An 18,794-nucleotide genomic window follows, 5' to 3' on the forward strand; every position below is an offset into this window, starting at 1 on the left:
GCCGGCTTACGCCAGATCGAAGCAGATGTATTTGAGGTCGGTGAAGGCTTCCAGGCCGTGGCGCGAGCCTTCGCGCCCGAGGCCGGATTGTTTGATGCCACCGAAGGGGATCGGTGCGCCGGTGATCTTGACCCGGTTGACGGCCACCATGCCGTAGTCCAGCGCGCTGGCCAGCCGCCGCTGGCGCGCGCCGTTCTCGGTGACGGCATAGGCGACGAGCCCGTATTCTGAAGCATTGGCACGGGCGACGACTTCGTCTTCGGCATCGAAGGGCGTGATCGCCGCCACCGGGCCGAATGTCTCCTCGCGCATGATCAGCGCGTCGTCCGAAAGGTCGGCCAGCACGGTCGGTTGGTAGAACAGCGCACCCGCCGCATGACGTTCGCCGCCGCAGAGCAGGCGCGCGCCCTTGGCGGTGGCGTCCTTCACCTGTTCGTCGACTTTCTTCACCGCCCGCTCATGCATCAGCGGGCCGATGTCGCTGTCGGTGGCGAGGCCGCCGCCCACCTTCAGCACCGAGACCTTTTCGGCGAAGGCCGCGCAGAAGCGGTCATAGACCGGCCGCTCGACATAGATGCGGTTGGCGGCGAGACAGTCCTGTCCCGAGGTGGCGAACTTGGCGTCGACGGCGATCTTCACCGCCTTGTCGAGGTCGGCATCGGCAAAGACGATCAGCGGCGCATGCCCACCCAGTTCCATGATCAAACGTTTCATCGTCGGTGCACACTGCGCCGCGATCAGCCGGCCGATCTCGGTCGAGCCTGTGAAGCTCATGGCTCGGACGCGTGCATCGGCGCACATCTGCCCGACAATGGTGGCGGCATCGCCGGTGATGACGTTGAAGACGCCGGCCGGCAGGCCGGCGCGCTCGCCGAGTTCGGCCAGAGCCAGTGCTGAAAGCGGCGTCTCGGAGGAGGGATGGGCAACAATGGTGCAGCCGGCGGCAAGTGCGGCGGCGGCCTTGCGCGTCAGCATGGCCGAGGGGAAGTTCCACGGCGTCACCACCCCGACAACGCCGAGCGCCTCGCGACGGACAGCCATTTCGGCGCCCGGCAGATGGCTGGTGACGGTCTCCACGTTCAGCCGCTTCGCTTCCTCGGCGTACCATTCGACGAAAGAGGCCGCATAGTCGATCTCACCCAGCGATTCCTGCAGCGGTTTGCCCTGCTCGAGCGTCATCAGCAGTGCGAGATCCTCCTTGGCCGCCACGATCAGCTCGAACCATTTGCGCAGGATGGCCGAACGCTGCTGCGGCAGCAGCGCTTTCCAGCCGGGCAGGGCACGTGCCGCCGCGTCGACCGCCTTGCCTGTCTGAGCGGCATCGAGTGCGGCCACCCAGGCGAGGCTTGCGCCGGTGGCGGGATCGGTCACCTCGAAGCCGGCGGCGACGTCGCTCGCGGTCCAATGGCCGTCGACATAGGCATGTTCGCGGTAGAGCCGCCGGTCGGTCAGGCCGTCGAGCGCTTCATGGCGCTGCTGGCGGGCAAAATGGGCATGGGCGGACATGATAAGGCCTCCGTGTCGGATGCCTTCAGTCTAGGGGCACTGATGCGAGAGAAAGACCATTCCGCATGCGGCTGGCAGAGAAACTCTCTCTTCAGGCGCGGCGGAACAGAGAGTTTCGACGGCGGCTCAGGTCATGAATTCGGAATATGATTGGTTGGACATTCGGCCCGCGAGGAACGGTAGGGGTCGACCCATCCCAGAACTCGGTACAAAGTCGTGGCCACAAAAGCGGAAGGATGTTCTTTTGGCCACGCTGCATCTGATGGTTGGACTGCCGGGCTCCGGCAAGACGACGCGAGCGAAAGAGATGGAAGAGGCATTGCCGGCCATTCGGCTAACGCCGGATGAATGGCATCTTCGCCTTTTCGGTCAGGACATCGAGCATCCCCAGCACGACATGAGGCATGATACGATAGAAGCGCTGCTTTGGGAGCTGGCCGAGCGTATTCTCACGCAGGGTGTTGATGTTATTTTGGACTTTGGTTTCTGGTCCAGGTTCGAGCGCGACGACTTTCGCAGGCGTGCCGCGCAATTGGGGGCCAGCACTGTCGTTCATTACCTGCCGACGAGGATGGAAGAGATTTTAAGCCGGCTCGCCACTCGCAATGCGGCCGACACATTCCGCGTCTCTGATGAGATGATCTTGAAATGGTCCGAGATGTTCGAGCCCCCTACGGATGATGAGCTCGCTGCATAGCAAAGCTGAATGGCTGGCCGCACCGGAGCCGGCTTCTGTGTCGCGAACCAAGCGTCAGGATTCCGCCATTAGTTGCTCGCAAGCAGCTCGGGCAAGGGCAGAACGGCCTCGTCCTTCACCGTCTTGATGACGATGTAGGTGAAGTAGCGGTCGATGCCGAGTTCACGTTCCAGCAGTGCATCGACCAAGCGCTGGTAGGCATCGATGTCGGAGGTCATCACCTTGAGCAGGTAGTCGACGCCGCCACCCACCGACCAGCAGGCGACGATCTCGGGAATGTCGCGGATGGCGCGCTCGAAACGCTCGAAATCGGCCTGCCTATGCGCGCCCAGCGTCACTTCCATCAGCACCGTGGCGATGGGGGCGATGGCGCGCATGGCGATCCGGGCATGATAGCCCGAGACGATGCCGGCCTTTTCCAGCTTCGCCAGCCGCATCCAGCAGGGCGTCGGCGACAATCCCACCTGCTCGGCGAGCGCCAGCTTGGTGATGCGCCCGTCGCGCTGGATGGCGTCGAGGATCTTCAGATCGATCGCGTCGAGTTTCAGTCCGGTCATATTGATCGCTTTTCCTGTCGCCAACACCATGCAGGCGCATGATTCCGATTGTCAATTGCACTGATTTCGATCTCTAATGAAGTCATGACATTGTGGCGTCCCGATCCGGCATTGATCCGCCGTCCTGCCTATCTATCGCTGGCCGACCAGTTCGCGCGCGCCATCCACGATGGCCGGCTGGCAAATGGCGAGCGGCTGCCGACGCACCGGGCGCTGGCGGACGAGCTGAAACTGTCGGTGCAGACGGTCAGCCGTGCCTATGAGGAGTTGATCCGGCGCGGGCTCATCGCGGGGGAAATCGGCCGCGGCAGTTTCGTGCAGACGCAGCGCCGGGAGCCGGACCCGCCCTACCTGCCGGAGCGGCCGGGCGAGGTGATCGACCTGTCGATCCTGAAGCCGGTCTGCGAACCGATGCATCTGGAACGGCTTAAGCAGGCGCTCGGCTGGCTGGCCGAGACGCTGCCGGCGAGCTCGGCGCTGTCGTTCCGGCCGAACATGGTGTTCCCGCGGCATCGCGCGGTGGCGGCGGAATGGCTGAAGCTGTGCGGTCTGGAGGCTTCGCCGCAGAACATCACCCTCACCAACGGGGCGACCGCCGGCATGACGGTGGCGCTGATGAGCGTGGCGCCGCCCGGCTCCACAGTGGTGACCGAGGCCATCGGCCATCACACGCTGGTGCCGCTGGCGCGTTATCTCGGCTTCCATCTGGAAGGCCTGCCGATCGACGAGCATGGCATCGTGCCCGAGGCGCTGGATCAGGCCTGCCAGCTTTCGGACATCCGCGCCGTCTTCGTCCAGCCCTCGGTCATCAACCCGACCGCGACCCTGATGGGCGGCATCCGGCGCTCGCAGATCGCCGAAGTGGCGCGCAAGCACGACATCGCCATCATCGAGAACGATGTGCTGGGCCCGTTGCTGGAGGATCGTCCGCCGCCGGTCGCCTATTTCGCCCCGGAGCGCACGCTCTACGTCACCTCGTTCTCCAAGATCACCGTGCCCGGCCTGCGCATCGGCTACCTTGCCGCACCCGACCGCTATGTGGCGGCGGTGGCCAACCGGCATCTGGTGTCGAACTGGATGGCGACGCCGATGGTGGCAGAGATCGCCAGCAAATGGGTGGCGGACGGCACCGCCATGGAACTGGTGCGCTGGCAGCGGGCCGCCGTGCGCCGGCGTCATGACATTGCGGCCGAGACCCTGGCCGGGGTAACGTTCCACGCTCATCACGATGGACTGCACCTGTGGCTGCCGCTGCCGGAGGATCGCGCGGAAGAGGGGTTCGTGGCGCAGGCGCGGCTGCAGGGCGTGGCGATTGCGCCCGGCGCATCGTTCCGTATCTCCGAAGCCCCATGGCATCCGGCAGTGCGCATTTCGATCGGCTCCACCACCGAGAGTGAATTGCGAACAGGCCTTGGCGTCGTCACCCGCCTGCTGCTCGGTGACCCCGAACATCTCTTGCTGGCGATCTAGCCGTTCTGCCCGAAATTCGGGCAGAATTGGAAAAATTGTCATGATATTATTTTGGCAATTGACATGATTTTGTTGCTTCCCCATCGTTAGAGCAATTCCAGCAAAAGTGCGCAGCGGTTTTGCGTCCGGAATTGCGGAAGAACAAAGTTGGAGCGCTTCCGTGAAAAACGGAAACGCTCTGGCAGACAAGAGTTCTCCAACACGGGGATAGACGATTGGCCGCGCCCATCATCAAGGTCGACGCGATTTCGAAGAGCTTCGGTGCCTTCAAGGTGCTGGACGGACTGTCGATGCAGGTCATGCCCGGCGAGAAGCTGGCGCTCATCGGCCCGTCGGGATCCGGCAAGACCACGATCCTGCGCATCCTGATGACGCTCGAGCGCATCGATGGTGGCCACATCGAGGTCGAAGGCGAACAGCTCTACCACATGGAGCGCGAGGGCTCCCTGGTGCCGGCGAGCGAACGGCATCTGGCCAGGATGCGCCAGAAGATCGGCATGGTCTTCCAGCTCTTCAACCTGTTCCCGCACAAATGCGTGCTCGACAACATCACCCTTGCGCCGATGCTGACCAAGGGCACGCCACGCGCCGCCGCCGAGAAGCGGGCGATGGAACTGCTCGACATGGTGGGCCTGGCCGACAAGGCCAAGGCAATGCCGGCGCAGCTTTCGGGCGGCCAGAAGCAGCGCGTGGCGATCGCCCGCGCACTCGCTCTATCGCCCAAGATCATGCTTTTCGACGAGGTGACCTCCGCGCTCGATCCGGAACTGGTCGGCGAAGTGCTGAACGTCATGCGCAAGCTCGCTGCCGAGACAGACATGACCATGCTGCTGGTCACGCACGAGATGGGTTTTGCCCATGACTTCGCAGACCGGGTGCTGTTCTTCGACCGCGGCAAGATCGTGGAAGAGGGCAAGCCCGACGACATTTTCCGTCATCCCAAGCAGGAGCGCACACAGAGCTTCCTGAAGAAGATCATCGCGGCAGGACATCGCGTCTGACCGTAGGCGGAAGCGAATGGTTGCCGCGCAGGCGGCATCACGACCACCAACAAAAACCGAAAAACATGGAGCTGGGAACAATGAGAACATTTACAACAACGGTAGCCGTCGCCGGTTTCGCGCTGGGTATTTTGGCTGCCACGACCGTCGGCAGCCGTGCCGACGACAGCAAGCTCGAACAACTGAAGAGCCAGGGTTTTGCCCGCCTGGCGATCGCCAATGAGCCGCCCTATACGGCGGTCGCGGCAGACGGCAAGGTTTCGGGCGCCGCTCCCGACGTCGCGCGGGAGATCTTCAAGCGTCTCGGCGTGGCCGACGTCGCCGCCTCGATCTCCGAATATGGAGCGATGATCCCGGGTCTTCAGGCCGGACGCTTCGACGTCGTGACCGCAGGCCTGTTCATGAAGCCCGAGCGTTGCGCCGCCGTCGCCTATTCCGAGCCGGTGCTGTGCGATGCCGAAGCCATGCTGGTGAAGAAGGGCAATCCCAAGGGCTTCAAGAGCTACGAGGATGTCGCCAAGGACACCGCCGCCACTATCGGCGCGCCGGGCGGCGGCACCGAGGAGAAGCTGGCGCTGAACGCCGGCGTGCCGCGCGACCGTGTCATCGTGGTGCCGGATGGCCAGAGCGGCATCAAGATGCTGCAGGACGGCCGCATCGACGCCTATTCGCTGCCGGTGCTTTCCATCAACGACTTGATGAAGAAGGCCAACGATCCGAACCTCGAGGTCATCGCGCCGGTGCAGGGCGCGCCCGTCTATTGCGATGGTGCTGCCTTCAACAAGAAGGACACGGCACTGCGCGATGCCTTCGACGTCGAGCTGGCGAAGATGAAGAAGTCCGGGGAGTTCGCCAAGATCGTCGAGCCCTACGGTTTCTCTGCCAAGGCGGCACTGTCGACGACGCGCGACAAGCTCTGCGCGGCGAAGTGAGACTTGGCATCCTTCCTTCTTCCCGTTCACGGGGAGAAGGTGGCCCGAAGGGCCGGATGAGGAGCTGTGTCCGTTTTGAGAAGTTCATGCCACCCCTCATCTGCCTGCCGGCATCTTCTCCCCGTGAACGGGGAGAAGAGCGCAGTGATCCCGTTTTCATCAACCGGAAGACGCTATGACCGCCTGGTCCGGATATCTCGACCTGATTTTGCAAGGAGCGCTGGTCACCATCAAGCTGACGCTGATGGGGTCGGTGCTGGCGCTCATCATGGCGTTCCTGGCCGGGCTTGGCCGGCTCTCGCGTTTCTTCGCGGTGCGTGCGCTGGCCACGGTCTATATCGAGTTCTTTCGCGGGACCTCGATCTTCGTCCAGCTCTTCTGGGCCTATTTCGTCCTGCCCATCCTCGGCTTCGAACTCACGCCGCTGCAGGCCGGTGTGCTCGCGCTCGGCCTCAATGTCGGCGCCTATGCGGCCGAGGTCGTGCGCGGTGCCGTGCAGTCCATCGGCAAGGAACAATATGAAGCCTGCACGGCGCTCAATCTCGGCCGTTGGCAAGGCATGCGTCACGTCATCCTGCCGCAGGCCTTCCTGGTCATGCTGCCGACCTTCTGCAACAATGCCATCGAGCTGCTCAAGGCCACTTCGGTGGTGTCGCTGATCTCGCTGGCCGACCTGACGTTCCAGGCGCAGGTGGTCCGTGCCCAGACCGGCAACACGCTGGTGCCGTTCGCCACCATCCTCATCATCTATTTCGTGCTGGCGTTGCTGATTTCCTGGGGCACGCGCCGCCTGGAACGCCGCCTGTCGCGCGGTCTCGACGGAGTGCGCGTCTGATGGAATGGGATTGGGCCTTCGTTCGCGAGATCATGCCGACCCTCCTCGAGGGGGTGAAGATCACCATCCTGGCGACCATTCTGGGCTCCGCGCTGGCGGCGGCACTCGGACTTGCCATCGCGCTTCTGCGGCGCTCGGAGAACCGGATCGTCTCGCGCACGGTCGGCTTCCTCGCCGAATTCATCCGCGGCACGCCGCTCCTGGTCCAGCTCTACTTCATCTTCTACGTACTGCCGGATTTCGGTCTGTTGCTGCCGCCGCTGACGGCGGGCGTCATCGGGCTTGGCCTGCACTACGGCACCTATGCGGCCGAGGTCTATCGCGCCGGCATCGACAACGTGCCGCGTGGGCAATGGGAAGCGGCCAAGGCCTGCAACCTCAACGGCCGCCAGACCTGGACGCACATCATCCTGCCGCAGGCGATCCCGCCGATGATCCCGGCGCTGGCCAACTATTTCATCGCTATGTTCAAGGAAACGCCGCTGCTTTCGGCCATCACCGTGCTGGAACTGATGAACCAGGCCAAAAGCGTCGCCAACACCTACTACCGCTATGTCGAGCCGATGACGCTGGTTGGCGCCTTCTTCCTGGTGATCAGCCTGTTCTCGGTGGTGCTGCTGCGATGGCTGGAACGGCGCTACGGCAAGGTGGAGAGATAGACATGGCACCCGATATCCACCTGCATCCGGACCGTCCGGCGCTCGACCCGCGCCCGCTGGAAAAGCGCGTCGGCCTGATCATCCTGGCGACCGATCACACCACCGAGCCGGACTATCGGCGCATGGTGGCGAGCGAGCGTATCGGCGTCTATGTCGCGCGCGTCGCCTACGCCAACCCGACCACGCCGCAAAACCTGCGCAAGATGCAGCCGGCCTTGACCGAGGCCGCCGCTCTTATCCTGCCGGACGAGAAGCTCGACGCCATCTGCTATTCCTGCACCTCGGCCTCGGTCGTGATCGGCGACCTCGAGATCGAGGCCGCGATACAAGCCGCCAAGCCCGGCGTGGCCGTGGTGACGCCGCCGATGGCGGCCATGCAGGGACTGAGGACATTGGGCGCCAAGACCATCAGTGTGCTCACGCCCTACACAGTCGAGACCAGCCAGCCGATGGCGGATTATTTTGTCCGCCACGGTTTCAACATCGCGTCCTTCACTTGCCTCGGCTTCGACGATGATCGCGAGATGGCGCGTATCGCGCCTTCGGCGCTGGTCGATCTGGCGCGCCAGGCCATGCATGCCGATGCGGAAGCTTTGTTCGTGTCGTGCACGGCGCTGCGCTCGGCACTCGCGGCCGTCGCGATCGAGGAGGCCATCGGTCGGCCCGTCGTCACGTCCAACCAGGCGAGCGCCTGGAATTGCCTCAGGCTCTGTGGCGACGATACCCCCCATCCCGAATGGGGTCGGCTGATGACCAGCCCCTTGCCGCGCGGCTGACAGCCATGGATGCAGTCACCTTCCAGCACATCCTTGCCGCGCGCGATCATATCGTGGGCAAGGTCGCCGCGACGCCGGTCGTGGTTTCGGCCAGCTTATCGGAGCGCTTCGGCGTCCCGGTGCATCTCAAGCTCGAGCATCGCCAGACGACTGGTAGTTTCAAGCTGCGCGGCGCTTCCAATGCGATCGCGTGGCTCGGCGCCGAAGACAGGAAACGCGGCGTCGTCGCCGCTTCGACCGGCAATCACGGCCGCGCGCTCAGCTTTGCGGCGAAGCTGGAAGGCATGCGCGCCGTCATCTGCATGTCGAAGCTGGTGCCGGCCAACAAGGTCGAGGAGATCCGGCGTCTAGGTGCCGAGATCCGCATCGTCGGCAACAGCCAGGACGATGCCCAGGTCGAAGTCGATCGGCTGGTGGCCGAAGAGGGGCTGGTCATGGTGCCGCCCTTCGACCATCCGGCGGTGATCGCCGGGCAGGGCACGCTCGGGCTCGAGATCGTGAGCGACGTTGCCGATGTCGCGACCGTGCTGGTGCCGCTGTCCGGCGGTGGGTTGGCGGCAGGCATCGCCGCGGCGGTGAAAGGCGCCAAGCCGGACACGAGGATCATCGGCATTTCGATGCAGCGCGGTGCGGCCATGAAGGCCAGCCTCGATGCCGGACGGCCGGTGAAAGTCGAGGAAGTGCCGACCCTGGCGGACTCGCTCGGCGGCGGCATCGGCCTGGACAACCGGCTGACCTTTTCCATGTGCCGCGACCTGCTCGACGATGTCGTGCTGCTGTCCGAAGCGGAGATCGCCGCCGGCATCACGCACGCCTACAGCCAGGAACGCGAGATCGTCGAAGGGGCCGGCGCGGTCGGCATCGCGGCGCTGCTGGCCGGCAAGGTCAAATCGCATGGCCCGGTCGTGCTGGTGCTCTCCGGTCGCAACATCGACATGGGCCGGCATCGCGACATCGTCTGCGGGAAAGAGGAACTGGCGGCATGAGGCCAATGACCATCCTCACCGAGACGGACCTGCGCCGTCTCGTCAAACTCGACCTCGAAGCCGTGGCCTGCGTGGAAAACGCCTTCCGCGCACTCGCCACGGAGAAGGTGGCGATGCCGCCGATCCTCAGGCTCGACATTCCCGAGCATCGAGGCGAGGTCGATGTGAAGACCGCCTATGTGCCCGGCATCGACGCCTTCGCCATCAAGATCAGTCCCGGTTTCTTCGACAACCCCACGCTCGGCCTGCCGAGCACCAACGGGCTGATGGTGCTTTTGTCGGCAACGACCGGCGTCACCGAAGCGCTTCTGATCGACAACGGCTATCTCACCGATATCCGCACCGCCGCCGCCGGTGCTGTGGCGGCAAAACATCTTGCCCGGCCGGATGCTGCAAGAGCTGCCATCTTCGGTGCCGGCATGCAGGCGAAACTGCAGCTCGAAGCGCTGAAGCTGGTGCGGCCGATCACGGAAGCCCGCATCTGGGCCCGCGATGCCGCAAGGGCGGAGGCGGCTGCCGGCGAACTGCGCGAGAGGCTGGGCATCGACGTGCGCGCCGAGCCCGATGCGGCGGAAGCGGCAGCCGGCGCGGATGTGATCGTGACGACGACACCGGCGACCGAGCCGCTGATCCATGCCGGCTTTGTCTCGGCGGGGCAGCATATCACCGCCATGGGTTCCGACGCCGAGCACAAGAACGAGATCGCGCCGGCGGTGATCCGCATGGCTGATCTCTATGTCGCCGACAGCGCCCGGCAGACACGCCGGCTCGGCGAACTGCACCACGCCATCGACGCCGGTCTGATCGCGGCCGATGCCGAGGTCGCCGAACTCGGCCAGATCATCGCTGGACGCAGGCATGGCCGCCGCACCGCGGCCGACATCACACTTGCCGATCTTACCGGTACGGGTGTGCAGGATACCGCCATCGCCACGCTCGCGCGGGATCGGGCGAGGGCGGCGGGTGCCGGAACAATCTTTGAAAGCTGATGGCCCTGTAAGGGGTCAAAACGAGGAAACTGGAAGAATGCAGCCCAACTTGAAGTTTTCGCGCGAGGAGTATGCGCAGCGCCTCGCAAAGACACGCGCGGCCATGGAAGCCAAGGGTGTCGATGTGCTGATCTGCTCGGACCCTTCCAACATGGCCTGGCTGACGGGCTATGATGGCTGGTCCTTCTACGTGCATCAGGCGGTGATCGTGCCGCCGCATGGCGAGCCGATCTGGTACGGGCGCGGCCAGGATGCCAACGGCGCCAAGCGCACCGCCTATCTGAACCACGACAACATCATCGGCTATGCCGACCACTATGTGCAGTCGACCGAGCGCCACCCCATGGACTATCTCGCCGAACTGCTTGCCAAGCGCGGCTGGGATGGCAAGCGGATCGGCGTCGAGATGGACAATTACTGGTTCTCGGCCAAGGCCTTCGCGTCGCTGCAGCAGCACCTGCCCAACGCCCGCTTCGTCGATGCCACCGCGCTGGTCAACTGGCAGCGCGCGGTCAAGAGCGCGACCGAGATCGACTACATGCGCAAGGCCGCCCGAATCGTGGAAGCGATGCACCAGCGCATCGTCGACAGGATGGAAGTCGGCATGCGCAAATGCGATCTCGTTGCCGAGATCTACGATGCCGGCATCCGTGGCACGGATGGCTTCGGTGGCGATTATCCGGCGATCGTGCCGCTGCTGCCGTCGGGCGAGGATGCGTCGGCGCCGCACCTCACCTGGGACGACAAGCCGATGAAGGCGGGCGAGGGCACTTTCTTCGAGATCGCCGGCTGCTACCACCGCTATCATTGCCCGCTTTCGCGCACCGTCTTCCTCGGCAAGCCGACACAGGCCTTCCTGGACGCCGAGAAGGCGACGCTCGAAGGCATGGAGGCCGGCCTGGCGGCAGCGAGGCCCGGCAACACCTGCGAGGACATCGCCAATGCCTTCTTCGCCGTCTTGAAGAAGTACGGCATCGTCAAGGACAACCGCACCGGCTATCCGATCGGCATCTCCTATCCGCCGGACTGGGGCGAGCGCACCATGAGCCTGCGCCCCGGCGACCGCACCGAGCTCAAGCCCGGCATGACATTCCATTTCATGACCGGCCTGTGGCTGGAAACGATGGGATTGGAGATCACGGAATCGATCCTGATCACCGAGACCGGGGTCGAGTGCCTGGCCAACGTGCCGCGCAAGCTGGTGGTGAAGGACTGACGATGTCGCGGCCCTCTCCTATTTCTCCCACGGTCGATTTCGACCGTGGCGGTGTCCAGCACGGCTTCCTGCGCCTGCCTTACAGCCGTGACGACTCCGCCTGGGGCTCGGTGATGATCCCGATCTGCGTGGTGAAGAACGGCAGCGGTCCGACCGCACTGCTCACCGGCGGCAATCATGGCGACGAGTATGAGGGGCCCTTGGCGCTCTACGAACTCGCCCGCACGCTCGACCCGAAGGCGGTCTCCGGCACGGTGATCATCGTGCCGGCGATGAACTATCCGGCCTTCCGTGCGGGCACGCGGACCTCGCCTGTCGACAAGGGCAACATGAACCGCAGCTTTCCTGGCCGTCCCGACGGTACGGTCACGGAGAAGATCGCGGATTACTTCCAGCGTGAACTGCTGCCGCGCGCAGATGTCGTCTTCGACTTCCATTCCGGCGGGCGGACGCTGGATTTCGTGCCGTTCTGCGCCGCCCATATCCTGCCGGACAAAGCGCAGGAGGCGCGTGCCTTCGCAGCCGTCGAGGCTTTCTCCGCGCCCTTTTCGATGAAGATGCTCGAGATCGATGCGGTCGGCATGTACGACACCGCCGCGGAGGAGATGGGCAAGGTCTTTGTCACCACCGAGCTTGGTGGCGGCGGCACCTCGCGGGCCGAAACGGTGCGCATCGCCAGGCGCGGCATCCTGAACGTGCTGCGCCATGAAGGCATCGTTGATGGTGCTGTCGAGAAGACTCCAACTTCCTGGCTCGATATGCCTTCAGGCGACTGTTTCTGCTTTGCGGAAGAGGATGGCATGATCGAGACGATGGTCGACCTCGGTGAGCCGATCGATGCCGGTGCCGTGGTCGCGCGCATCCATTCGACCGGCCGCACCGGGCAGGCGCCACAGGAGATCAGGGCCAAGATCTCCGGCCTGCTGACGGCCCGGCATTTCCCCGGCCTGGTCAAGGCAGGGGATTGTGTGTCGGTGGTGGCTGTTGTCGAAGGTGCGCCGGTCTAAATCGTTCTCTTCCGCTTCAGCAGCCAGAGCAGGTAGAGCCCGCCCAACATGCCTGTGGTCAGGCCCACAGGCATGTTTACGTGAAAGGGTGTGCGCTGGCTGACCAGGTCGGCAAGCAGCAGCAGCACAGTCCCCATCAGTGCCCCACTCATCAGTGGCAGGTCGGGTGAGGAAGTGAGGCGCCTGGCGAGCTGCGGTCCCGCCAGCGCGACGAAGGCGATCGGACCGGCGGCTGCGGTCGCGATCGCGGTCAGGCCGACGGCTGCCAGGACCATGGTCAGCCGCGTGCGCTCCGGAGTGACGCCAAGCTGGCTTGCAGTGTCGTCGCTCATCTCCAGCAGGGTCGTTTGACGGGCGTTGAGGACGACAACGGGAACGATCGCCGCGAAGCCCAATGCCACTGGTATCACATGCGCCCATGTGCGTGTGTTGAGGGAACCGGCCAGCCAGAGCTGGGCGGCTGCGGCCTGGTCGAGACCACCCTTCACCAGGAGAATGGTGTTGATGCCGGACAGGATCGCGCCGACCCCGACACCGATGAGAACGAGCCGGTAGCCGCCGGTCGCGCCATTCTTCATGGACAGCATGAGCACGGCGACGGCTGTCGCGACGCAAGAGGCGAACGCCGCAAGAGATACGCCGAGCGGGCCTGCGTCGAAAAGCATGATCTGCAGGATGGCGCCGGTCGCGGCGCCCGTGGTGAAGCCGATGATGTCGGGCGAGCCGAGGGCGTTGCGCGAAAGCGACTGGAAGATCGCGCCGGCCATACCGAGCGCTGCGCCGACCAGCGCAGCCGTAACCAGCCGCGGCAACCGGATGCGCAGGATGATGCGCTCCGCAGTCGGGTTGCCGCCGGCTCCGAACAGGCTACCGATTACTTCGGACGGGGTTAAGTGCAGCGTTCCGGTTCCAAGCAGCAGGATGCCAAGCATCAGGCCAATCAGCGTGAGTGCGCCGCAGACCACAACCGCGCGTGGCCGCAGCCGCAACGAGAGGCCGCCGATGCGGAGCCCGATGAGGGAGCCGGGCTGTCTCATAGCCTGGCCAATCGGTATCGGCGCACCACAGCGACGAAGAACGGTCCGCCGACAAGCAGGGCGATGATGCCTGCCGCGACTTCGGCAGGAGCGACGACGACGCGCCCGACGATATCGGCGCACAGCAGCAGGATTGCCGCAAACAACGCCGAAAAAGGCAATAGCCAACGATGGTCCGGACCGGTCATGAGCCGGGCGATATGGGGTGCGACAAGCCCGACGAAACCGATCGGTCCGGTGCCCGCTGTCGCCGCACCCGCCAGAAGCATCACGCACAGGCAGGCGAGTACCCATGTCCGGCCAAGCCTGACGCCCAGCGCCTCGCCGAGGTCACGGCCGAGCGCCACGGCGTTCAGGTCCCTCGAGATGAATAGGGCGACCGCAAGGCCAATCGTCACCGCGACGGCAAGTATGGCGGCGACATCGAAGCCGCGTCCCTCGATGGAACCGGCCCACCAGTGGCGGAAATCGTCGACCACCTCCAGCGGTGCGTTGAGCATGATGATGCCGGTCAGCGAACCCAGCATCACGGAAAGGCCGGCACCGGCAAGCACGAGGCGGACCGGATTGGTGCCTGTTTCGTGGGCCTGCCCAAGGATGAAAACGGCAATCCCCGCCAAGCTCGCACCGACAAAAGCGAACCAGACATACTGGATCATCGCCGTCAGATGGAATGCCGCGATCCCAATGATCACGGCCGTCGCCGCGCCCGCATTGATGCCGAGCAATCCGGGCTCCGCGAGCGGGTTTCGGGTGATCGCCTGCATGACGGCTCCGGCGATCCCCAGCGCCAGTCCGGCAAGGATCGCCACGATGGTGCGTGGCACCCGCAATTCCCAGATGACGAGATGCCGGTCATCGAGAGGGTCATAGGCCCGGAACGTATCCAGCAGCTCGGCGAATGGAACCGGTCGCGAGCCGACGGCCAGGCTGAGCAGGCTGACAACCGCGAGCGTCAGGACCGCACCGGCGAGACCCCAGAGGCGCTTTCGCCGTTGAACAAGCCGAGACGGCCTCTCGACTTCCCGCCGGTCTCCACGATCCATGATTATCGGAAGTGCCCGGCGACCGCATCGATCATCTGGCGCCCCGAATAATAGTCGATGCGGAACGATGTCGGCCCAAGCGCATAGACCTTCCCGTTCGCGACGGCGGGCAGATTGGCGAGCATGGGATCGGCGACGAAGGCATCGACATCCTTGTCGGTGCCGCGCAGCAGGAAGACGGTGTCGCCTGTGATGGCCGCGGAAAGGTTCTCGCGCGATATGAAGTCGAAGTCCGAGCGTCGCGTCACATCGCCTTCGATGTCCTTGGGCAGTCCCACCACGTCGAAGCCGAGTGCCGTCAGCAATCTGGCCTGCGGGCTTTCAGGCCGGCCGATCGAATAGCTGCCGCCGATATTGTATCCGACGATGCTGACCTTTCCTTTCGGGCGTGTCATCGAGACTGCTGCCTGCACGGCATAGTCGTCGAACCGCTTGATGGCATCGCCTGCTTTCGCTTCAAGGCCGGTGGCCTTGCCGAGTTCGACGGCGATCTCCTGCCAGCTCCGGTTGGAATAGTTGACGACCATCGTCGGGACGCCTTGCGCGGCAAGTTCGGCCCTGTGCTGTACCACGCTGTCGGCGCCTGTTGCCGAGGCGATCAGCAGATCCGGGTTTTGTCCGATGACGGCTTCGATGTCGAAGTTGAGGTTGGGGTAGAGGACTTCGACGCTGCGTTCGTCGGCCGCCGCAGCCCATTGCGAGAAGAAGCCCTTTTTGTCAGTCAGGATCGTGGGTGTCGTCGCGGCCGTGGCGATCACCGGCGCACCGATGGCCAACAGGATGCCGGTGACGCTGGGCGTGGTCGAGATGATCCGCTGGGGTTTCGATTTCAACGTCAGCGTGCCGCCTGTCTGGGCGATCGTCCTCGGCCAGTCCTGCTCCTGCGCAAGCGCGCGGTCCGGCATCGTCGCGATTGCCGCGACGGCCAGCAGGGAAAGGACGAATTTCTGGATCGGCATCATCGTTGAGGATCGGGTCGGGATTGAAGGGAAGCCGTGGTGCGACCTTGCGTCATCGCACGGGGTGTTAAACTTGACTTGTTTATTCCACAATAGGCATTGTATCCCGCAATGCAATATGCATTCCGTAATGCGATATCGAGGTCGCAGTTCTCACAGGGCCACGGTCAGGCAGGAAGGGCAATATGGCGCATCGTCTGCATGCCGATGGCGTGACGCTTCGCTACGACAAGCGTTTGATTTCGACTGGGTTGTCGGTGGCGATTCCCGATGGGTCCTTCACCGTCATCATCGGGCCGAACGCTTGCGGCAAATCCACGCTTTTGCGTGCGCTGTCGCGACTGCTGCCGCCTTCGGCCGGTCGCGTGGTTCTCGACGGCAGGAGCATCGGCGAGCTTCCGGCGAAGGAAGTGGCCCGCCGCCTTGGCCTGTTGCCGCAAAGCTCCGTCGCTCCCGATGCGATCACCGTCGCGGACCTGGTCGCGCGGGGGCGCTATCCTCACCAATCCTTCCTCAGGCAATGGTCGAAGGCTGATGAAAAAGCCGTGGCCGCCGCTCTGGAAGCCACGCACATGACGGATCTGTCCGATCGATTGATGGATGAGCTTTCGGGCGGTCAGCGGCAGCGGGCGTGGATCGCCATGGTGCTGGCGCAGCAAACGCCCATCCTGCTGCTCGACGAACCAACCACCTTCCTCGACATCGCGCACCAGATCGAATTGCTCGACCTCTTGGCCGACCTCCACCACCAGGGCCACACCGTCGTCGCCGTCCTGCACGATCTCAACCATGCCTGCCGCTATGCATCCCATCTGATCGCCATGAAGCATGGTGCGATCGTCGCCGAAGGCAGGGCTGTCGAGATCGTCACCGAGCAACTGGTCGAGGCGGTTTTCGGCCTGCCTTCGGTCATCATCGCCGATCCGGTCTCGGCAACCCCGCTGGTCATCCCGAAAGGACGGCCGGTTCCCGCAATCCATGGTCCAGACAGCAGAAAACAATCGGCATGAGCACGCACAGGAAACTGCACATCGGATTGAGCCTGACGCCCACCTGGCTCAAGGGACAGCGTCCGCATCCGGATGAGGCGCTCTCGGCGGGCATGGGACCGGTCGAGTATTATGTCGAGCTCGCCCAGGCGGCCGAAAGAGCAAAGCTCGATTTCGTCTTCAGGCCGGATTATCTCGTCATGAACCAGGCCATGGTGGCGCATTCGCCTACCCATGTCGGGCTCGACCCGACGATGATGCTGGCCGCGATCGCGCGGGAGACCGAGAAGATCGGGCTCGTCACGACGGCCTCGACCACCTTCAATCCGCCCTATGTCGTTGCCCGCCAGACCCAGTCCCTGCACTGGATCAGCAAAGGCAGGGCCGGCTGGAACATCGTGACCTCGATTGAGGGTGCCGAGAATTTCGGCAACGAGCCGATGCCTTCGCCGGAAGTCCGCTATCGCAGGGCCGCGGAGTTCACTGATCTCGTGCGGCAGCTATGGGCAAGCTACCCCGGCGTTTCGTCGTCGGCATCGGTCCGGACGATCGACCATGCCGGCGAGTTCTTCCATGTGAAGGGACCTCTCAATGTTCCGGGGCATGAGGCCGGCCCGCCGCCGTTGTTTCAGGCCGGCGCGTCCGAAATCGGCCGCAGCTTCGCAGCGTCGGTCGCGGATGCGACCTTTGCCGCCATGCCGGACATCGGCGACGGCATCGAACTGCGCGCGGATCTGCGCAACAGGGCAGAACGGCAAGGACGCCCGGCGAATGCCGTCCGCGTCTTGCCCGGGCTCTATTTCTTCCTTGCCAGGACGCGCGAGGAAGCCTGGAAACTGCACGAACGCGCGCACGCACATCTGACACGCGAGCGCCGCGTGGAAGCGTTGAAGAGCGTGCTTGGACTGGATGTCGGCGCGCTTGCCCCGGGCAGCCGCGTCAGCCCTGATCTTCTGCCTGCTTCCGACCATCCCGTCCGCAGCCGAACCCATGCCGAACTGCTGCGCCGCTTCATTGCTGCGAACAGCCCGACTGTCGAGGAGGTGCTGGCACGGCCTGAAGTCGTCGGCTCCGCGCACTGGGTTTCCGTCGGCACAGTCGACGATGTCCTGAACGACATCGTCGAGCGCTTCGAGGCGGGTGCACTCGACGGCTTCATCGCGCTCCCCGGCGGTTCGGTGGGTTCGCTCAAGCTTTTCTTCGAAGAACTGGTTCCCGAACTGGTGCGGCGCGGCCTGTTCCGCGGTGAGTATGAAAGCTCCACATTGCGGGGGCACCTGGGCATCCGGTGAGGTGTTGTTCACCCGCGATGCGGAGAAGCCCCGGATTCGAGCGAGGCCTGTGTGGCCATGGCGCGCAGAGCGCTCCAGTGCCCGGTGGCTTCGGCCGTCTTGACGAAGGAGACGGTGGTGACGACGCAGGCGATCTCGTTCTGCGCGTTGAACACCGGTGCTGCCTTGCCGGTCAGCAGAGAGAACAGATGCTCGTTGAGTTCGACGCCGGCGGCCTGGCGTGCTGCATCGAGCGTCTCTTTCGAGGGCGGGCTGCCCCTGAACGTTGCGGGTTGTCGCTTGCGCGCCGCGGCGACCGTCTCGCGCGGCAGATAGGCCTGGAACACCAGGCCGCAGGCGGTGTTGTCAAGCGGCAGGACATCGCCGAGCGAAACCGTGCTGATCGAGAAATCCGAGCTGCGGTACCAGCGGATGATGGTCGGTCCCTGATCGGTCCAGATCGCGACGCCGCAGCTGGCCGCGATTTCCGACGACAGCGTCTTCATCAGGCGTGCCGCGACTTCGATGGGCTCGATGCGCCGCAACGCGCCGATGCCGATGCTGAGCGCGGCCGGCCCCAGATCGTAGCGGCCGGTCATCGGGTCCTGGGCAACCAGCCGTTCGCGGACAAGGCTTTGCATGTAGCGATGCGCCGTCGAGGTGCCTGTCCGCCCCTGCCGGGCGACTTCGCCAAGCGCCAGTGGGCCGTCGGCTCTCGCGAGAATATCCAGGAAGCGTGCTGCGATGGACACCGACTGGATGGTCGTGGAGCGTTTGCCGCTGCTGATTTCCTCGTCGTCGGACCTGTCTGGTTTCACGCGTTCTGTTCCGTGGCGACCGGCAAGGGCCTGGGGGCTGGGG

At 64.3% G+C, this 18,794-nt stretch carries 19 protein-coding genes; 13 read left to right on the top strand and 6 right to left on the bottom strand.

What is annotated here, in order from left to right:
• Window positions 1–6: 6 nt before the first annotated feature.
• Window positions 7–1,506, bottom strand: coding sequence for an NAD-dependent succinate-semialdehyde dehydrogenase (locus AO692_RS28810; RefSeq protein WP_054313475.1), 1,500 nt, complete (start codon window positions 1,504–1,506; stop codon window positions 7–9).
• 244 nt (window positions 1,507–1,750) lie between these two features.
• Here AO692_RS28810 and AO692_RS28815 point away from each other — a divergent pair, with 244 nt between their 5' ends.
• On the top strand, window positions 1,751–2,203 hold the full coding sequence (locus tag AO692_RS28815) for an ATP-binding protein (protein ID WP_244483538.1): 453 nt from the start codon (window positions 1,751–1,753) through the stop codon (window positions 2,201–2,203).
• A 68-nt stretch (window positions 2,204–2,271) separates the two neighbouring features.
• On the opposite strand, the gene AO692_RS28820 is transcribed toward AO692_RS28815, so the two are convergent.
• Window positions 2,272–2,760, bottom strand: a complete 489-nt coding sequence (locus AO692_RS28820; RefSeq protein ID WP_054313586.1) for an Lrp/AsnC family transcriptional regulator — start codon at window positions 2,758–2,760, stop codon at window positions 2,272–2,274.
• A gap of 84 nt (window positions 2,761–2,844) precedes the next feature.
• On the opposite strand from AO692_RS28820, the gene AO692_RS28825 reads away from it, so the two are divergent.
• From AO692_RS28825 to doeB, 10 genes are all read left to right on the top strand, one after another.
• The gene (locus tag AO692_RS28825) at window positions 2,845–4,230 is read left to right on the top strand and encodes a PLP-dependent aminotransferase family protein (RefSeq protein WP_054313476.1); all 1,386 of its coding nucleotides are present in this window, start codon (window positions 2,845–2,847) and stop codon (window positions 4,228–4,230) included.
• A gap of 215 nt (window positions 4,231–4,445) precedes the next feature.
• Window positions 4,446–5,231, top strand: coding sequence for an ectoine/hydroxyectoine ABC transporter ATP-binding protein EhuA (gene ehuA / locus AO692_RS28830; protein ID WP_054313477.1), 786 nt, complete (start codon window positions 4,446–4,448; stop codon window positions 5,229–5,231).
• A gap of 80 nt (window positions 5,232–5,311) precedes the next feature.
• The gene (gene ehuB / locus AO692_RS28835) at window positions 5,312–6,163 is read left to right on the top strand and encodes an ectoine/hydroxyectoine ABC transporter substrate-binding protein EhuB (RefSeq protein WP_054313478.1); all 852 of its coding nucleotides are present in this window, start codon (window positions 5,312–5,314) and stop codon (window positions 6,161–6,163) included.
• Between the two features lie 175 nt (window positions 6,164–6,338).
• Entirely contained in the window at window positions 6,339–6,998 is a 660-nt protein-coding gene (gene ehuC, locus AO692_RS28840; RefSeq protein ID WP_054313479.1) for an ectoine/hydroxyectoine ABC transporter permease subunit EhuC, read from the top strand.
• Complete coding sequence (ehuD, locus tag AO692_RS28845; protein ID WP_054313480.1) at window positions 6,998–7,657, top strand: ectoine/hydroxyectoine ABC transporter permease subunit EhuD; 660 nt, start codon at window positions 6,998–7,000, stop codon at window positions 7,655–7,657. The genes ehuC and ehuD overlap by 1 nt, the downstream gene beginning before the upstream one ends.
• Window positions 7,654–8,433, top strand: a complete 780-nt coding sequence (gene eutA / locus AO692_RS28850; protein WP_152980017.1) for an ectoine utilization protein EutA — start codon at window positions 7,654–7,656, stop codon at window positions 8,431–8,433. Before ehuD ends, eutA begins: the two co-directional genes overlap by 4 nt.
• A 5-nt stretch (window positions 8,434–8,438) precedes the next feature.
• A complete protein-coding gene (gene eutB / locus AO692_RS28855) occupies window positions 8,439–9,419 on the top strand; it encodes a hydroxyectoine utilization dehydratase EutB (protein ID WP_054313482.1) in 981 nt (326 codons plus the stop codon).
• Complete coding sequence (locus AO692_RS28860) at window positions 9,416–10,408, top strand: cyclodeaminase (protein ID WP_054313483.1); 993 nt, start codon at window positions 9,416–9,418, stop codon at window positions 10,406–10,408. Before eutB ends, AO692_RS28860 begins: the two co-directional genes overlap by 4 nt.
• Before the next feature lie 37 nt (window positions 10,409–10,445).
• Complete coding sequence (doeA, locus tag AO692_RS28865) at window positions 10,446–11,624, top strand: ectoine hydrolase DoeA (protein ID WP_054313484.1); 1,179 nt, start codon at window positions 10,446–10,448, stop codon at window positions 11,622–11,624.
• Window positions 11,625–11,626: 2 nt separating this feature from the next.
• Window positions 11,627–12,631 (top strand): N(2)-acetyl-L-2,4-diaminobutanoate deacetylase DoeB, encoded by a 1,005-nt coding sequence (gene doeB / locus AO692_RS28870; RefSeq protein WP_200911803.1) that lies wholly within the window; start codon window positions 11,627–11,629, stop codon window positions 12,629–12,631.
• On the opposite strand, the gene AO692_RS28875 is transcribed toward doeB, so the two are convergent.
• The 3 genes from AO692_RS28875 to fepB are packed head-to-tail and all read right to left on the bottom strand — an operon-like array spanning window position 12,628 to window position 15,676.
• Window positions 12,628–13,668: an iron chelate uptake ABC transporter family permease subunit gene (locus AO692_RS28875; RefSeq protein ID WP_054313486.1), complete on the bottom strand. Its 1,041-nt coding sequence runs from the start codon at window positions 13,666–13,668 to the stop codon at window positions 12,628–12,630. The genes doeB and AO692_RS28875 overlap by 4 nt on opposite strands.
• Entirely contained in the window at window positions 13,665–14,714 is a 1,050-nt protein-coding gene (locus tag AO692_RS28880) for an iron ABC transporter permease (protein WP_054313487.1), read from the bottom strand. The genes AO692_RS28875 and AO692_RS28880 overlap by 4 nt, the downstream gene beginning before the upstream one ends.
• A 2-nt stretch (window positions 14,715–14,716) precedes the next feature.
• On the bottom strand, window positions 14,717–15,676 hold the full coding sequence (fepB, locus tag AO692_RS28885; RefSeq protein ID WP_244483539.1) for a Fe2+-enterobactin ABC transporter substrate-binding protein: 960 nt from the start codon (window positions 15,674–15,676) through the stop codon (window positions 14,717–14,719).
• A 182-nt stretch (window positions 15,677–15,858) separates the two neighbouring features.
• Here fepB and AO692_RS28890 point away from each other — a divergent pair, with 182 nt between their 5' ends.
• Both AO692_RS28890 and AO692_RS28895 read left to right on the top strand, forming a co-directional pair.
• The gene (locus AO692_RS28890) at window positions 15,859–16,683 is read left to right on the top strand and encodes an ABC transporter ATP-binding protein (RefSeq protein WP_054313488.1); all 825 of its coding nucleotides are present in this window, start codon (window positions 15,859–15,861) and stop codon (window positions 16,681–16,683) included.
• Entirely contained in the window at window positions 16,680–17,954 is a 1,275-nt protein-coding gene (locus tag AO692_RS28895; RefSeq protein ID WP_054313489.1) for an NtaA/DmoA family FMN-dependent monooxygenase, read from the top strand. Before AO692_RS28890 ends, AO692_RS28895 begins: the two co-directional genes overlap by 4 nt.
• An 8-nt stretch (window positions 17,955–17,962) precedes the next feature.
• On the opposite strand, the gene AO692_RS28900 is transcribed toward AO692_RS28895, so the two are convergent.
• Window positions 17,963–18,751: an IclR family transcriptional regulator gene (locus AO692_RS28900; RefSeq protein ID WP_054313490.1), complete on the bottom strand. Its 789-nt coding sequence runs from the start codon at window positions 18,749–18,751 to the stop codon at window positions 17,963–17,965.
• Window positions 18,752–18,794 lie beyond the last annotated feature (43 nt).

This window comes from Mesorhizobium sp. 1M-11 (genome assembly GCF_001303895.1).
Taxonomy (GTDB): domain Bacteria; phylum Pseudomonadota; class Alphaproteobacteria; order Rhizobiales; family Rhizobiaceae; genus Mesorhizobium.

Excerpts from the sequence above, each read along its gene's own strand:
- AO692_RS28820 (WP_054313586.1), bottom strand. The coding sequence starts at position 2,760 with ATGACCGGACTGAAACTCGACGCGATCGATCTGAAGATCCTCGACGCC.
- ehuB (WP_054313478.1), top strand. The coding sequence starts at position 5,312 with ATGAGAACATTTACAACAACGGTAGCCGTCGCCGGTTTCGCGCTGGGT.
- AO692_RS28810 (WP_054313475.1), bottom strand. The coding sequence starts at position 1,506 with ATGTCCGCCCATGCCCATTTTGCCCGCCAGCAGCGCCATGAAGCGCTC.
- AO692_RS28875 (WP_054313486.1), bottom strand. The coding sequence starts at position 13,668 with ATGAGACAGCCCGGCTCCCTCATCGGGCTCCGCATCGGCGGCCTCTCG.
- AO692_RS28825 (WP_054313476.1), top strand. The coding sequence starts at position 2,845 with ATGACATTGTGGCGTCCCGATCCGGCATTGATCCGCCGTCCTGCCTAT.
- fepB (WP_244483539.1), bottom strand. The coding sequence starts at position 15,676 with ATGATGCCGATCCAGAAATTCGTCCTTTCCCTGCTGGCCGTCGCGGCA.
- AO692_RS28890 (WP_054313488.1), top strand. The coding sequence starts at position 15,859 with ATGGCGCATCGTCTGCATGCCGATGGCGTGACGCTTCGCTACGACAAG.
- doeB (WP_200911803.1), top strand. The coding sequence starts at position 11,627 with ATGTCGCGGCCCTCTCCTATTTCTCCCACGGTCGATTTCGACCGTGGC.
- AO692_RS28860 (WP_054313483.1), top strand. The coding sequence starts at position 9,416 with ATGAGGCCAATGACCATCCTCACCGAGACGGACCTGCGCCGTCTCGTC.
- ehuC (WP_054313479.1), top strand. The coding sequence starts at position 6,339 with ATGACCGCCTGGTCCGGATATCTCGACCTGATTTTGCAAGGAGCGCTG.
- AO692_RS28880 (WP_054313487.1), bottom strand. The coding sequence starts at position 14,714 with ATGGATCGTGGAGACCGGCGGGAAGTCGAGAGGCCGTCTCGGCTTGTT.
- AO692_RS28895 (WP_054313489.1), top strand. The coding sequence starts at position 16,680 with ATGAGCACGCACAGGAAACTGCACATCGGATTGAGCCTGACGCCCACC.
- ehuD (WP_054313480.1), top strand. The coding sequence starts at position 6,998 with ATGGAATGGGATTGGGCCTTCGTTCGCGAGATCATGCCGACCCTCCTC.
- doeA (WP_054313484.1), top strand. The coding sequence starts at position 10,446 with ATGCAGCCCAACTTGAAGTTTTCGCGCGAGGAGTATGCGCAGCGCCTC.
- eutB (WP_054313482.1), top strand. The coding sequence starts at position 8,439 with ATGGATGCAGTCACCTTCCAGCACATCCTTGCCGCGCGCGATCATATC.